At 71.9% G+C, this 14812-nt stretch carries 10 protein-coding genes; 6 read left to right on the top strand and 4 right to left on the bottom strand.

The window, feature by feature from the left end:
- Positions 1-40 precede the first annotated feature (40 nt).
- Together polA and ACFZCP_RS12170 are read left to right on the top strand one after the other, a co-directional pair.
- Positions 41-2767 (top strand): DNA polymerase I, encoded by a 2727-nt coding sequence (gene polA, locus ACFZCP_RS12165; RefSeq protein ID WP_391426473.1) that lies wholly within the window; start codon positions 41-43, stop codon positions 2765-2767.
- 489 nt (positions 2768-3256) lie between these two features.
- Positions 3257-3691 (top strand): hypothetical protein, encoded by a 435-nt coding sequence (locus tag ACFZCP_RS12170; RefSeq protein WP_391426475.1) that lies wholly within the window; start codon positions 3257-3259, stop codon positions 3689-3691.
- On the opposite strand, the gene ACFZCP_RS12175 is transcribed toward ACFZCP_RS12170, so the two are convergent.
- Complete coding sequence (locus tag ACFZCP_RS12175; RefSeq protein WP_391426477.1) at positions 3609-4466, bottom strand: DUF4184 family protein; 858 nt, start codon at positions 4464-4466, stop codon at positions 3609-3611. The two genes, ACFZCP_RS12170 and ACFZCP_RS12175, sit on opposite strands and share 83 nt — an antisense overlap.
- A 356-nt stretch (positions 4467-4822) precedes the next feature.
- On the opposite strand from ACFZCP_RS12175, the gene ACFZCP_RS12180 reads away from it, so the two are divergent.
- The 3 genes from ACFZCP_RS12180 to ACFZCP_RS12190 all read left to right on the top strand — a co-directional run bounded on the left by ACFZCP_RS12180 (position 4823) and on the right by ACFZCP_RS12190 (position 7934).
- Complete coding sequence (locus ACFZCP_RS12180) at positions 4823-6538, top strand: lytic murein transglycosylase (RefSeq protein ID WP_391426480.1); 1716 nt, start codon at positions 4823-4825, stop codon at positions 6536-6538.
- A 241-nt stretch (positions 6539-6779) separates the two neighbouring features.
- The gene (locus ACFZCP_RS12185) at positions 6780-6914 is read left to right on the top strand and encodes an SPW_0924 family protein (RefSeq protein ID WP_208901447.1); all 135 of its coding nucleotides are present in this window, start codon (positions 6780-6782) and stop codon (positions 6912-6914) included.
- A gap of 27 nt (positions 6915-6941) precedes the next feature.
- Positions 6942-7934, top strand: a complete 993-nt coding sequence (locus ACFZCP_RS12190) for a porin PorA family protein (RefSeq protein ID WP_391426482.1) — start codon at positions 6942-6944, stop codon at positions 7932-7934.
- Here the strand turns inward: ACFZCP_RS12190 and ACFZCP_RS12195 are convergent.
- Positions 7924-10611, bottom strand: a complete 2688-nt coding sequence (locus tag ACFZCP_RS12195) for an ATP-dependent helicase C-terminal domain-containing protein (protein WP_391426484.1) — start codon at positions 10609-10611, stop codon at positions 7924-7926. The genes ACFZCP_RS12190 and ACFZCP_RS12195 overlap by 11 nt on opposite strands.
- 223 nt (positions 10612-10834) lie before the next feature.
- Positions 10835-11710, bottom strand: coding sequence for a methyltransferase domain-containing protein (locus tag ACFZCP_RS12200; RefSeq protein WP_391426486.1), 876 nt, complete (start codon positions 11708-11710; stop codon positions 10835-10837).
- Between the two features lie 328 nt (positions 11711-12038).
- On the opposite strand from ACFZCP_RS12200, the gene rpsA reads away from it, so the two are divergent.
- The gene (gene rpsA, locus ACFZCP_RS12205) at positions 12039-13532 is read left to right on the top strand and encodes a 30S ribosomal protein S1 (protein ID WP_116151726.1); all 1494 of its coding nucleotides are present in this window, start codon (positions 12039-12041) and stop codon (positions 13530-13532) included.
- Positions 13533-13792: 260 nt separating this feature from the next.
- On the opposite strand, the gene ACFZCP_RS12210 is transcribed toward rpsA, so the two are convergent.
- Positions 13793-14779, bottom strand: a complete 987-nt coding sequence (locus ACFZCP_RS12210; RefSeq protein ID WP_391426489.1) for a right-handed parallel beta-helix repeat-containing protein — start codon at positions 14777-14779, stop codon at positions 13793-13795.
- Between the last annotated feature and the right edge of the window lie 33 nt (positions 14780-14812).

The following is a 14812-nucleotide window of genomic DNA, read 5'->3' on the forward strand; positions in this document are numbered from 1 at the left end:
CCGCACCGGAGTGTCAGTGGGGCGTGGCAGGATCGGGGGCGTGGCAGAGACAGCATCGAAGAAGACCGACAAGACCCCCGGCGGCACTCGTCCCCGGCTGATGCTCATGGACGGGCACTCCCTGGCCTACCGCGCGTTCTTCGCGCTGCCCGCGGAGAACTTCACGACCGCGACGGGCCAGCCGACGAACGCGATCTACGGCTTCGCGTCGATGCTGGCCAACACCCTGCGTGACGAGGCGCCCACCCACTTCGCGGTGGCGTTCGACGTCTCCCGCAAGACCTGGCGCTCCGAGCAGTTCACCGAGTACAAGGCGAACCGCTCCAAGACCCCGGACGAGTTCAAGGGCCAGGTCGAGCTGATCGGCGAGCTGCTCGACGCGATGCACGCACCGCGCTTCGCGGTCGAGGGCTTCGAGGCGGACGACGTCATCGCCACCCTCGCCACCCAGGCGGAGGCGGCGGGCTTCGAGGTGCTGATCGTCACCGGCGACCGCGACTCCTTCCAGCTGGTCACCGAGAACACCACGGTGCTGTATCCGACGAAGGGCGTCTCCGAGCTGACCCGGTTCACCCCGGAGAAGGTTCTCGAGAAGTACGGGTTGACGCCGGCCCAGTACCCCGACTTCGCGGCCCTGCGCGGCGACCCGTCCGACAACCTCCCCGGCATCCCCGGAGTCGGCGAGAAGACCGCCGCGAAGTGGATCAACCAGTTCGGCTCGTTCGCCGAGCTGGTCGAGCGCGTCGACGAGGTCAAGGGCAAGGCCGGGCAGAACCTCCGCGACCACCTGGAGGCGGTCAAGCTCAACCGTCGCCTGACCGAGCTGGAGCGCCAGGTCGAACTGTCGAGGACGGTCGCCGAGCTGGAGCGGGCCCCGTACGACCGCAAGACCGTCGCGATGGTCCTGGACACCCTGGAGATCCGCAACCCGTCCCTGCGCGAGCGTCTCTTCGCCGTCGACCCCGGCGCCGAGGAGGCCGAGACCACCCCGGTCGCGGCGGCGGGCGTGGAACTGGACGGCACGATCCTCGGCGCCGGCGAGCTGGCCCCCTGGCTGGCCGAGCACGGCACCGGGACCCTGGGCGTCGCCACGGTCGACACCTGGGCGCTGGGCACCGGCTCGGTCGCGGAGGTCGCCCTCGCCGCCGCCGGGGGAGCGGCCGCCTGGTTCGACCCCGCCGAGCTGGACGAGGCCGACGAGAACGCGTTCGCGGCCTGGCTCGCCGACGCCGCCCGCTCCAAGGTGTTCCACAACGCCAAGGGAGCCATGCGGGTCTTCGCCGAGCACGGCTGGAGCGTCGGCGGCGTCGCCATGGACACCGCGCTCGCCGCCTACCTGGTCAAGCCGGGCCGCCGCTCCTTCGACCTGGACGCGTTGTCCCTGGAGTACCTGCACCGAGAGCTGGCTCCCGCCGCCGCGGCCGACGGCCAGCTGGCCTTCGGCGCGGACGAGGGCGCGGAGGCCGAGGCTCTGATGATCCAGGCCCGTGCCGTCCTCGACCTGGGCGAGGCCTTCGAGAGCCGCCTCCAGGAAGTCGGCGCCGCCGACCTGCTGGGGGACATGGAGCTGCCCACCTCCGCCCTGCTCGCCCGCATGGAGCGCCACGGCATCGCGGCCGACCGCGCGCACCTGGAGGCGATGGAGCAGATGTTCGCGGGAGCCGTGCAGCAGGCCGTGAAGGAGGCGCACGCGGCCGCCGGCCGCGAGTTCAACCTGGGCTCGCCCAAGCAGCTCCAGGAAGTCCTCTTCGGCGAGCTCGCGCTGCCCAGGACGAAGAAGACCAAGACCGGGTACACCACCGACGCCGACGCCCTGGCCTGGCTCGCCACCCAGACCGACAACGAGCTCCCGGTGATCATGCTCCGCCACCGCGAGCAGGCCAAGCTGAGGGTCACGGTCGAGGGCCTGATCAAGACCATCGCCGGCGACGGCCGCATCCACACCACCTTCAACCAGACGGTGGCCGCGACCGGCCGCCTGTCCTCCACCGACCCGAACCTGCAGAACATCCCGGTCCGCACCGACGAGGGCCGGGCGATCCGCCGCGGGTTCGTGGTGGGCGAGGGCTTCGAGTCCCTGATGACCGCCGACTACAGCCAGATCGAGCTGCGCGTGATGGCCCACCTCTCCGAGGACGAGGGCCTGATCGAAGCGTTCACCTCCGGCGAGGACCTGCACACCACGGTCGCCTCGCAGGTCTTCGCCGTCGAGCGGGACGCGGTGGACGCGGAGATGCGCCGCAAGATCAAGGCGATGTCGTACGGCCTGGCGTACGGTCTGTCCGCCTTCGGCCTCTCCCAGCAGCTGAACATCGAGGCGGCCGAGGCGCGCGCCCTGATGGACACCTACTTCGAGCGTTTCGGCGGGGTCCGGGACTATCTCCGCCGTGCGGTCGACGAGGCCCGGGCGACGGGCTACACGGCGACGCTCTTCGGTCGTCGCCGCTACCTCCCGGACCTCAACAGCGACAACCGCCAGCGCCGCGAGGCGGCCGAGCGGATGGCCCTGAACGCGCCGATCCAGGGCACGGCTGCCGACATCGTCAAGATCGCCATGCTGAACGTGGACCGGGCGCTGCGCGAGGCGGACCTCGAATCCCGCATGCTCCTCCAGGTCCATGACGAAATCGTCCTGGAGATCGCCCCCGGCGAGCGTGAGGCCACCGAGGAGATCGTCCGCCGCGAGATGGCGTCCGCGGTCACCCTCAGGGCACCGCTCGACGTCTCGGTGGGCGTCGGCCCGGACTGGGAGTCGGCGGCGCACTGACCTCCACGGCCCTGGCTGAGGGCGTCACCGACGGCCTTCCGGATCCCTTCGGACCTTCCGGAAGCCTCCGGGACCCCCGGAACCCTTCGGTAACGCCCTCGGCCACCGTGCACCTTCCGCCACGGTGCCCTCCATCACCGTGCACCCTCCGCCACGACGGCTGGAGGGAGCGGAGACCGCTGGTTTCCGCGCGTCGGCGTAACGGGTTTCCGTGCGTCGGTGCAGCTGGTTTCCGTGCGTCGGTGTGACTGGTTTCCGTTCGTTGGTGCGACGGCCGGTGGGTGCGGGGGCCGGTGGTTTCCGGCCGCACCCCCGCATCCCCGTGAATCCCCCGAACCCGGCGCGTGGCACCCCCACACCGCACCACCCCCATGCCACCCCCATGCCACCCCCATCCGCACCCGAACCGGCCGAACCCCCGGAGGGCCTTTCACTCACGTGGCCCCCGCCAAAACGCCCCCGGGGCCCCGCAGCCGCAACACTGCGGGCATGGGTATACGCATGCTTCACCGCCGGACGCCCGAGGCACGCAACAGCGCCCCGGCCCGGCCGCACACCGCCTCGGCCCAGGCCACGCCTGCCTCGCCGGTCCCGCCGCTCGCGGCCGACGCAAGCACCGCCCGCATCCCTGTCGACCTGGCCACCAGGGCCCGCACGGCCGCAGCGGACCTGCGACGCCGGCTTGCCGGGCGGGCCACCGCGGCGGACGGCGCCGCCTTCGACCGGCGCGTCCGGGCGGATCTGGTCCGCGGCTACCTCGCGCTCCTGCTCACCCAGATCCCGAGAACCCGCCCCCGGCGCACCCTCACCGTCTTCGTGGTCCCTGTCCTGAAGGCTCCCGTCACCGGACCACCGACCGGCCCTGCCCCGCACCGACCTCCTCACCGGGACCACCCGGAACCCGGGCCGGGCGCCACACCCTGATCCCGGCCGCGTACAGGAGCACCCCTAGGACCAGTCCGGCGCCCACCCCGAAGCACAGCGTGGGCACCAGGTCCCAGGGCCGGGCGTTCGCGCCCCAGTACTCCGACCATCGCGACGCCCGCTGCACCGCCCCCACCAGGGCACAGCCGCCGATCACGGCCGCGGCCCGCCACCGGTCCCGTACGGACAGCAGGGGCACCCCCACCGGCTCGGCGTCCGGCACCCGCCGCAGCGCACGTGCCAGGAACGCGGTGATCACCACGGCGGCCACCGCGGACGTGCCGTACTGCAGCCATGAGTACAGCGGCATGCCCGCCGCAGTGCGCCCCAGGGCGGGAACGAGCCGCGACCCCCACCGGTCGTGATGCGTGAACGCGTCCCACACGACATGTGTCAGCGCGCCCAGCGCCGCGGAGACGTACCACCACAGCACGGACGTGGTCCGCACCCGCGTGTGTGGCGCGCCGCAGCGCAGCAGTGCGGCCGGACGCCGCTGAGCGGTCCGGGGCAGCAGCGCCACGAGCGGCTCCCGGACGAGCAGCCACAACCCCACCAGCGCCCAGGAGATGACCACGTCCACGCTCACCACACCCGCCAAAGAGTGTGTAAAAGCCCCGAATTCCATCCCGCCCGACAGGACACTCGCCGCGTAGTAGGTCATGTCGGGCGCGAAGGAGCCCGCGACGAGCACCGCGGGCACCAGCCTGCCCCGGCCCCGGCCGTCCTGGCGGACGGCCGGCAGAACGGCCGCCGCATGGCTGAGAGTGAACGGCAACGGGGCCCCCTGGAAGCGATCGCCGTGGCGGCGGAACCGGCGGCACGGCGCCGGAACCTGAGATGGCGTCCGTCCAGTATGCGGGCGTCGGATCCATGGATGCCGGGGGCAGAGGCCGTTGCCCCGGGCGGACAACAACAGTTGGTCAATCGGTGAAAACCGGGCGCGAACGGGTCCCCACTCACAACAAGTTGTCGTAGGGTCGCCTGGGTTGCCGGCCAGGACGCAGGGCCGGACACACCTCACATACGGACAACGGCGGCACAGGCGCAACCAGAACACCGGGTCGACCGTCACACCAGAGCGAAGCAGTCGGACGGAGACGGGCGCACCGCGTCCACGGGAGGGTTCACTCAATGGCGGCGCATTTCGGCAGGCGGCTGGGCAAGGGGGCGGCGACCACCGCCGTGGCCGCGGTGGCGGTCGCGGCTCTGTCCGCGTCCCAGGCTCCGGGAGCGACCGGCGAGGACCACGGCAGACCGGCCCCGGCCGGCGCCAGCACCTCCACGCCCGATGTGGTCTCCGACGGCAACGCCACCGGCAACTCGCCGTACTACACGGACCTGCCGCCTCTCAACAGCCCCGCCCCCAGCCCGTCGCCGACCATAGGCACCCCCGTCGCCCGGGGTGAGGGCGAGGCCGGTGTTCCCGCGACGGTCCTCGACGCCTACAAGAAGGCCGAGGCCGAGCTGCGCACCTCCAAGCCGGGCTGCAACCTGCCGTGGCAACTCCTCGCCGCCATCGGCAAGGTCGAGTCGGGCCAGGCGCGCGGCGGCCTCGTCGACGCGAACGGCACGACGCTGAGCCGGATCCTCGGCCCGCAACTCGACGGCAACGGCTTCGCGCTCATCAAGGACACCGACCACGGCGAGTACGACGGCAACAGCTCCTACGACCAGGCCGTCGGCCCGATGCAGTTCATCCCGTCGACCTGGGCGTGGGCCGGCCGTGACGGCAACGGGGACGGCAAGGCGGACCCCAACAACATCTACGACGCCGCGCTCGCCGCCGGCCACTACCTGTGCCGCAACAACTGGGACCTGTCCGGCGAGGCCGGCCTGCACCGCGCGATCCTCAGCTACAACGGCTCGCAGGACTATCTGAACCTGGTCCTGAGCTGGCTGGAGTACTACCGCAAGGGCACCCACTCCGTGCCCGACGGCACCGGCGGCGTGCCCGGCCACCGCAGCGACGGCGGCACCACGCGGCCTTCCGGACCCGCGAGCCCCTCCCACCCGCCGAAGACCAAGCCGACCCCGCACAAGCCCGGCGGCAAGAAGACTCCCGACCGGAAGCCACCGAAGCCCCCGAAGCCCCCCAAGCCGCCGGTCCCGCAGACCCCCTCCGAGACGGTGGACCACCTGGAGGACGCGGGCACCGCGAAGCTCACGGCCATGGCCGGTGACGCGTTCGGCCGGCGGATCAGCACCCGCGCCGAGACCAAGGCGGGCAAGGCGGTCGGCAAGGTACGGATCCGGTTCACCATCACCGGCGACACCGATGCCACCTTCGCCGGCGGCGAGAGCGTGGCCACGATCGCCACCGACGCCAAGGGGGTCGCGGTCGCGCCCGCGCTCCAGGCGGGCGAGAAGACCGGCGACTTCAAGATCACCACCGTCGTCGTCGGTCACAAGGCCAAGGGGGTCGACTACACGGCCACGGTCACCGAACGCGCCGCCGACACGCTCGCCCGCACCAGCGACACCCCGCTGACCTGCACCCCGGGCGGCGAATTCGCCGACCAGGTCCAGGTGAAGGCGACGTACAAGGGTGCCGTCGCGGACAAGGTCGCGGCCACCGCCACCCTGATCAAGGCGGACGACGACCCCACCGAGAACGACAAGGGTCCCTACTTCAAGGACGCCGACGGCAAGTCCGTGCGCACGCTCACCGGCCTGCAGACCGACGGCAAGGGCCTGCTCACGCTGCCGAAGCTGTACGCGGACGACATCAGCGGCACCTTCCTGCTCCGCATCACCACCCCCGGCGGCGCGACCCTCACCGTCGAGCTGAAGGTCGCCGCGGCCGATGCCTCGGCCGGCCCCTCACCGAGCCCGTCCGCGACCTCCTGACGGCACGGACGAAACAGGCGCAGGACCACAGGACCTCACGACCACAGACCCAAGGGCTGGACACAGGGGCCACAGGGTCATGGACCGGCAGGGCCGGACCACAGGGCCACAGGGCGCCCCCTCCGCTGCGGAGGGGGGCGCCCTCGTCCGTGTGCGCAACCTGTTCTCATCTCGGCCGCCCGTTGCTACGGTGCCTGCCTCACCTGACGAACCATCAGGAATCGTCCGCCGGGAGGCCCGCATGCGCGCCCTGATCGCCGCCGCGACCGGTCTCGCCCTCGCGCTCGCCCTGGTCCTGGCGATGACCGCCATGGGCGCGCCGACGGGCCGGACATCCCCCAAGCCGCTGCTGACGACGGTGCCCTCGCACCCGTAGCCGCACCCGTCCGGGAGGGAGGCCACCATGCGCCGCAAGGCAAGCCTGGTCCTGCTCGCCTGCGCCGTGTTCTTCGCGGCGCTGTCTCCGCTGATGCGCTGGTACGCCTTCCCGCGCCTGGCCAGGATCCCCGCGAACCAGTACCAGGACATGGTCCTGGAGGCCAAGGGCGCCACCCTCCTGGACTACGGCACCATGCGCGCGAAGAAGGTCTCCAAGGTGACCATCGTGCAGACCCTCAAGGGAAACGTGGAGGCCGCCGAGAACATCGGGAAGACGGCGGGACGCCCCGTCGTCGTCTGGGAGGGCCTGTCCTACGTCCAGGGGCCCGACGGCAAGATGGTCTCCAGGGTCCCCGAGCGCTACATCTTCGACGCCCACAGCCAGGACCCCGTCCACGCCACCGGCGAGGCGGTCGACGGCGACCCGGTCAAACGGGACGGCATCGAGTTCAAGTGGCCCTTCCTCACCCAGAAACGCGACTACGAGTACTTCGACGCGCAGACCCGCACCACCAGCCCCATCCACTACAAGGGCACCCGGACCTTCCGCGGAGTGAAGGTCTACTACTTCGAACAGACCGTCCCCTGGACCAGGGTTCCCTTCCCCAAAGCCATGCCGGTCCAGGGCATCACCCCCGCGTCGGTGGCCAGGACCGGCACCACCCGCTGGTACAGCACGGTCCGCAGGTTCTGGGTCGAACCGGTCACCGGAGCACCCGTGTACGGCGAGGAACTGCACAAGGAGGAGCTGCGCGGCGGCACGCTGCTGGGCGGGCGCGCCAAGGTGACGGCGTTCGCGGGCGACGTGAAGATGCGCGAGGACTACATCGAGCACACGGTCGCCCTGGTCAAGCACAACCGCACCCTGGTCCTGATGCTGACCTCGTACCTGCCCCGGGGCTTCTTGGCCCTCGGCCTCCTGCTCCTCGCGCTCTCCCTCTATCTGGAGGCACGCGGCCGCCGGCCGCAGGACCCGACACCCACCCGGGCGGCGGAACCCGAACCGGTCAGCGCCTGAGCCGCGCGTTGGTGTGCCGGGTGGGCTCGGCCGTCGCAGGGTCCTCCGGCCACGGATGCTTCGGATACCGCCCGCGCAGCTCCGCGCGCACGCCCCGGTAGCCGTCCTTCCAGAAGGAGGCGAGGTCGGCCGTGACGGCGACGGGCCGCCCGGCGGGGGAGAGGAGATGCACGAGCAGCGGGACCCCCGCCACGGCCGGCGTCTCCTGCAACCCGAACATCTCCTGCAACTTGACGGCCAGGACGGGCCGGTCCGGATCCCCGTAGTCGATGCGGACCCTGGATCCACTGGGCACGGCGATCCGCTCGGGCGCCAGCTCGTCCAGCCGGGCGGCCCGGCCACTCGCCCAGGGCAGCAGCCGCGCGAGCGCCTGCCCGGCATCGACCCGCCCGAGATCGGCCCGGCGCCGGGCCCGGCCCAGCTCCGGCTCCAGCCATTCGTCCACGCGCGCGTGCAGCGACTCGTCCGACACGTCCGGCCAGGGCTCCCCGAGATGCGCGCGCAGAAAGGCCAGCCGCTGCCGCAGGGCCTGAGCCTCCGGCGGCCACCGCAGCAGCCCGAACCCCTCCTGCCGGAGCCCTTCGAGAAGGGCGCCGCGTACGAGTGCGGGATCGAGGTCCTTCAGGGGGCGTACGGCCAGTTCGATGGCACCCAGCCGTTCGACACGCCGGGCGACGAGATCACCGTCCGCCCAGTGGACCTCGTCCCGCTCCTCCAGAAGCGGACCGGCGGCCGCGCGTGCCACGTCCTCGGGCACGGCCGCTCCGAGCCGCACGCGCGCGTGCCCCTTCCCGCCGGGCCGGTCGGCCACGGCGACGACGATCCACGGCGCCCCGCGCAGGGCCGACCCCTCGGACACCTCGGCCCGCGTCCCGGACGCCATGAGGTACGACCCGCCGTCGAGCCTGGCGACGCGCTCGGGAAAGGCGAGAGCGGCAACGAGACCAGTGAGCCTGTCGTCACCGGCACCGGCACCGGCACCGGCACCGGCACCGGCACCGGCACCGGCATTGGGACTCGGACTGGCATGGGGACTGGCGCCGGCACTGGGGCTGGCGCCCGCACCGGCATGGGAGCCGACGCCGGCATCAGGGCTGGCACCGCCACGGGCGCCGTCGTCGACGCGAGGGCCGGGGCCGGTCCGAAGGCCCGCCGGTGACTGACGGTCATGAGCGGGCGGGTGGGAAAACTGCTCCGAGACGGCCCGCAGCCGCCGCACCTCGCCCCGCCACCGTTCCCCGTAGGCATCACCCCCGCGCCGAGCACGCCGCAACGCACCGCCAAGATCATCCCCGTAGTCCCGCGGCACCTCTTCGGAGAGGAGAGCGACCACCCCGGCGCCCTCCCCGGCCGTGTCCAGCAGGGCCCGCCCCAGCCGGGGATGCACCCCCAGCCGTCCCAGCCGTACGCCGAGTTCCGTGGCCCGTCCGGCGGAGTCCACCGCTCCCACGGCCGTCAGCACGTCACGTGCCGCCGCCATCGCCCCGCCGGGCGGTGGATCCAGCAGCGCCAGCCCGGCGGCGTCCGGATCACCCCAGCAGGCGGCCTGGAGGGCGAACGCGGTCAGGTCGGCCACCTTGATCTCCGGCGCCGGAAAAGCCGTCAGACGGCCGTCCTCGGCCTCCGCCCAGCACCGGTACACCGCCCCGGCCGCCTCACGCCCGGCCCGGCCCGCCCGCTGGCGCCCGGCCGCGCGGGACGCCCGTACCGTCGTCAGACCGCTCAGCCCGCGCGCGTGGTCCACCCGCGGCTCGCGGGCGAGCCCCGAGTCGACCACGACCCGTACCCCGGGCACCGTCAGCGAGGACTCCGCCACGGACGTCGCCAGTACCACCCGGCGCCGTGCACCGGGTGCCAGCACCGCGTCTTGCACGGCGGTCGGCGCCCGCCCGTGGACCTGGAGCACGTCCACCGCCCCCGGATCGCCGAGCTGACCGGCCACGCGCGCGATCTCGCCCGTACCGGGCAGGAAGCACAGCACGTCGCCCTCCCGCTCGGCCAGCGCCCGCCGCACCACCGACGCCACGTGCGCGAGCAGCGCCGGATCGACCCACATGCCGTGCGGCGGCCGCACCGGACGCGCGGGCGGCGCCCACAGCACCTCCACGGGATGCGAGACCCCGTCGGCCTCGACCACCGGGGCGTCGCCGAGCAGCCGCGCCCAGCCCTGTGCGTCCGTGGTCGCCGACGCGGCCACCAGCCGCAGGTCCGGCCGCAGCGTCTGCCGCACGTCCCACAGGAACGCGGCCGCCGTGTCGGCGTCCAGATGCCGCTCGTGGCACTCGTCGAGCACCACGGCGTCGACGCCGCTCAGCTCCTGGTCCCGCTGCAGCCGCTGCAGCAGCACACCGGTGGTCACGACCTCCACGCGCGTGTGCCGCCCCACGACCCGCTCGCCGCGCACCGTGTGGCCCACGCTCCCGCCCGGCCTCTCGCCCAGCAGCCACGCCATCCGCCGGGCCGCCGCCCGCGCGGCGATCCGCCGCGGCTCGGCCACCACCACCCGCCGCGCGGGACCGCCGCCGACCAGCCCCGCGAGCACCAGCGGCACCAGGGTCGTCTTGCCGGTGCCGGGCGGCGCCACCAGGACGGCGGCGCCGTCCGTGTCGAGGGCGTCGGTGAGCGCGGGCAGGGCGGCGCGCACGGGCAGCGCGTCCAGCGCGTCGTAACGGATCACACCCCCAGTGTCGTACGACGGGAGAACACGCCTCACGCGCGCGTGCGGGTAGGGAAGGACACGCGGCGCAGAGCCACCGCCCGAAAGGCCGCCGGCCGCCGACCCGTCGCTCGAAAGGCCGAGGGCCGCCGACCCGTCGCTCGAAAGGCCGCCGGCCGCCGGGCCGTCGCCCCAGAGGGCAGCGGTCGCGGAGCCGTCGGCCGCGAGGGCACCGGTCGTGTCGTCAGTCGCGTTCGCACACGAAGATCGCCGTCCCCGGGATCAGGTTCCCGCGCAGCGGGGACCAGCCGCCCCACTCCGAGGTGTTCCAGGCGGGCCACTCCGGCTCCACGAGGTCCACCAGGCGGAAGCCCGAGGCCGCGATGTCCCGGACCCGGTCGCCGAGCGTCCTGTGGTGCTCGACGTACACGGCGCGGCCCTCCTCGTCCTGCTCCACGTAGGGCGTGCGGTCGAAGTAGGACGAGGCCACCGACAGGCCTTCCGGGCCCGGCTCGTCCGGGAACGCCCAGCGGATCGGGTGCGTCACCGAGAAGACGAACCGGCCGCCCGGCCGCAGCACCCGGCCCACCTCGCGCAGGACCAGCCGCGGGTCGGCCACGAACGGCAGCGCCCCGTACGCGGAGCACGCCAGGTCGAAGGAACCGTCCGCGAAGGGCAGCGCGGCAGCGTCGGCGCAGACGAGGGGAAACGATCCGCCGATGCGCAGGGAGTGCTGGAGCTGGCGGTGCGAGAGGTCCAGGGCCACCGGCCGGGCACCCTGGGCGGCCAGCCAGCGCGAGCACTGCGCCGCGCCCGCACCGATCTCCAGGACGTCCTTGCCCTTCAGGTCCTCCGGCGGGCCGAGCAGCTCGGCCTCCACCTCGTCCAGACCCTCCGGGCCCCACACGAAGCGGTCGTCGCCGAGGAACGTGCCGTGGTCGATCTGGTACTCGTCCGCGTTGCGGTCCCACCAGCCCCGGTTGGCGCGGACGCTCTCCGTGGCCGAGGTCTCACGGCGGGTGGCTTCCGGCTCGAACCCCTCGGGGTCGAGCGCTTCGGGCTCTTGGATGATCGGCTCCCTCGTCGTACTCTTCCGTCCAACCCGCCGGGCGCGTGTCACGGAGGGGGGTCCCGCAGCCCTGCGTGGCCTCCAGGGACGATTCTTGTGCCGGTTATGCGGCGATCCGCCCCGGGTGTGCGCCTTCGCGCATTGACCCTGTCCGGCTGCCCCCGTATGCTACAAGTTGCGCTGCGGGCCTGCGCGCCTCAGACGGAGCAGGCTGCGCTCGCATCTGTATGTATGTCCCCTCGGTTGTCGAGGCGCCACAGGGCACCTGGTGCTCGTTTGTGTGGCGCTTCCTTGGCTGTCCGGCTTCTGCAGAGCGAAACGGGCTCCCGGCGTAAGCAGTGCCTACGACTTCAATGTCCGTACCGGAGCCCTTTCCCACATGACGAGCAGCACCGAGACCACCGCCACCACCCCGCAGGTTGCGGTCAACGACATCGGTAACGAGGAAGCCTTCCTCGCCGCGATCGACGAGACGATCAAGTACTTCAACGACGGCGACATCGTCGACGGCGTCATCGTGAAGGTCGACCGGGACGAGGTCCTGCTCGACATCGGTTACAAGACCGAAGGTGTCATCCCGAGCCGCGAGCTCTCGATCAAGCACGACGTCGACCCGAACGAGGTCGTCAAGGTCGGCGACGAGATCGAAGCCCTTGTTCTCCAGAAGGAGGACAAGGAAGGCCGCCTGATCCTCTCGAAGAAGCGCGCCCAGTACGAGCGCGCCTGGGGCACCATCGAGAAGATCAAGGAAGAGGACGGCATCGTCACCGGTACCGTCATCGAGGTCGTCAAGGGTGGTCTCATCCTCGACATCGGCCTCCGTGGCTTCCTGCCGGCCTCCCTCGTCGAGATGCGCCGTGTCCGCGACCTCCAGCCCTACGTGGGCAAGGAGCTCGAGGCCAAGATCATCGAGCTGGACAAGAACCGCAACAACGTGGTCCTGTCCCGCCGTGCCTGGCTGGAGCAGACCCAGTCCGAGGTCCGCCAGACGTTCCTCACGACCCTGCAGAAGGGTCAGGTCCGCTCCGGTGTGGTCTCCTCGATCGTCAACTTCGGTGCCTTCGTGGACCTGGGTGGCGTCGACGGTCTGGTCCACGTCTCCGAGCTGTCCTGGAAGCACATCGACCACCCCTCCGAGGTTGTCGAGGTCGGCCAGGAAGTCACCGTCGAGGTCCTCGACGTCGACATGGACCGCGAGCGCGTCTCCCTGTCGCTGAAGGCGACCCAGGAAGACCCGTGGCAGCAGTTCGCCCGCACGCACCAGATCGGTCAGGTCGTGCCCGGCAAGGTCACGAAGCTGGTTCCGTTCGGTGCGTTCGTCCGCGTGGACGAGGGCATCGAGGGTCTGGTCCACATCTCCGAGCTGGCCGAGCGCCACGTGGAGATCCCGGAGCAGGTCGTCCAGGTCAACGACGAGATCTTCGTCAAGGTCATCGACATCGACCTCGAGCGCCGTCGCATCAGCCTCTCGCTGAAGCAGGCCAACGAGGCCTTCGGCGCCGACCCGGCCACGGTCGAGTTCGACCCGACCCTGTACGGCATGGCCGCGTCCTACGACGACCAGGGCAACTACATCTACCCCGAGGGCTTCGACCCCGAGACCAACGACTGGCTCGAGGGCTACGAGACCCAGCGCGAGGCGTGGGAGCACCAGTACGCCGAGGCGCAGACCCGCTTCGAGCAGCACCAGCAGCAGGTCATCAAGTCCCGCGAGGCCGACGCCGCTGCTGCGGCCGAGGGCGGCGAGGCTGCGGCTCCGGCCGCGTCGGGTGGCGGCTCGTACTCCTCCGAGGGTGCGGACACCTCTGGTGCCCTGGCCTCGGACGAGGCGCTGGCCGCGCTGCGCGAGAAGCTGGCCGGCGGCCAGAGCTGAGCGCAGCCGCTGAGGCTTAGCCGATAGTTTTGAGGGGCCGTACCTTTCGGGGTACGGCCCCTCGGACTTTTCCGGAGGTGCCGGCCGTTCCTCGGCTGCGGGTCGGTGGGGGCTCCTCGCGCAGTTCCCCGCGCCCCTGACCGGTGCTGCTCTCCGCGCCACGGGGGGTGCTGTTTCTCGCGTCGCTGGGCGGTGCTGTTCCCCGTGCCCCTGACCGGTGCCGTTTCCGATGCCGCTGGGTGGTGCGGTCTCCGGTGTTTCTAGGGGGTGACCGTGATGTTGGTCAGGCCCCTACCGCCCGTCACCGTGTTGGAGCTGTAGACCGTCGTCCGGCAGCCGGTGCTGTAGTTGGTCACGTTGATCGCCAGCCGGGTCGAGGCGGTGGCGCCGGTCAGCGTCGACCTGTTGTTCCTGAAGACCGTGCCGCAGCCCCAGCCGGACTGCTGCGTGTGGGTCTGGTAGCCGTCATTGCTGGTGTTCCTGCCCGTATTGTCCTGCACGAGCACGTCGTCGCCCTTCACGTCGACCCAGGAGTCGTCGTAGTTGGCGCCGGTCAGGCCGCTGCCGTCGAAGGTGTTGCCGACGATCTGCGCGCCCGTCGTGCCCTCCTTGACGTCGACGTTCTCGCCGCCGACGCCCGGGCCGATCGTGTTGCCCAGGATCTGGATGCGGTCGCTCCTGTCGGACAGCGTGTTCGCCGTCCCCACGTACACGCCCTCGCCCATGCCCCGGCCGTCGTTCCCGGTGTCGTAGATCGTCGAATTCCTGATCACGCCGTCCGTGCTGGAGTTGCGGAAGTGCACGCCCTCCATGTCGAGGCCGTGGACGGTCACGCCGTCCACCACGACGCCCTTGGCTGCATCGATCATGATGCCCTTCTGGCCGCCGGTCACGGTCAGCCCGCTGACCGTCCAGTGGGACGCTCCGTTCAGGTGCAGGCCGTAGCCGCCGCTCGCGGAGAGTACGGCCTTCGGCGAGCCGGTGAGGGTGATGCGGGACGCGGCCGTGGCCGCCGCGGTCGCCTTGAAGTTGCCGGTGTACGTCCCGTCCGCGAGGTGGATCGTGTCGCCGGGCCTCGCGCCGCCGAGCGCGGACTTCAGCTGGGCCGAGGTCGAGACCTCGATGACCGGGGCGGCCGGGGCGGCCGGGGCGGCCGGGGCGGCCGGGGCCGGGACCGCGCACAGGAGCAGGCCGCCGGTGGCGGTGGTCGCGGCGAGCAGGGAGGTGAGCAGCGTACGCGTGCGCATGGGGGCCTCCTTGTCGTACGGACACTGGATCGC

Source organism: Streptomyces sp. NPDC007971 (genome assembly GCF_042958635.1).
GTDB lineage: Bacteria > Actinomycetota > Actinomycetes > Streptomycetales > Streptomycetaceae > Streptomyces.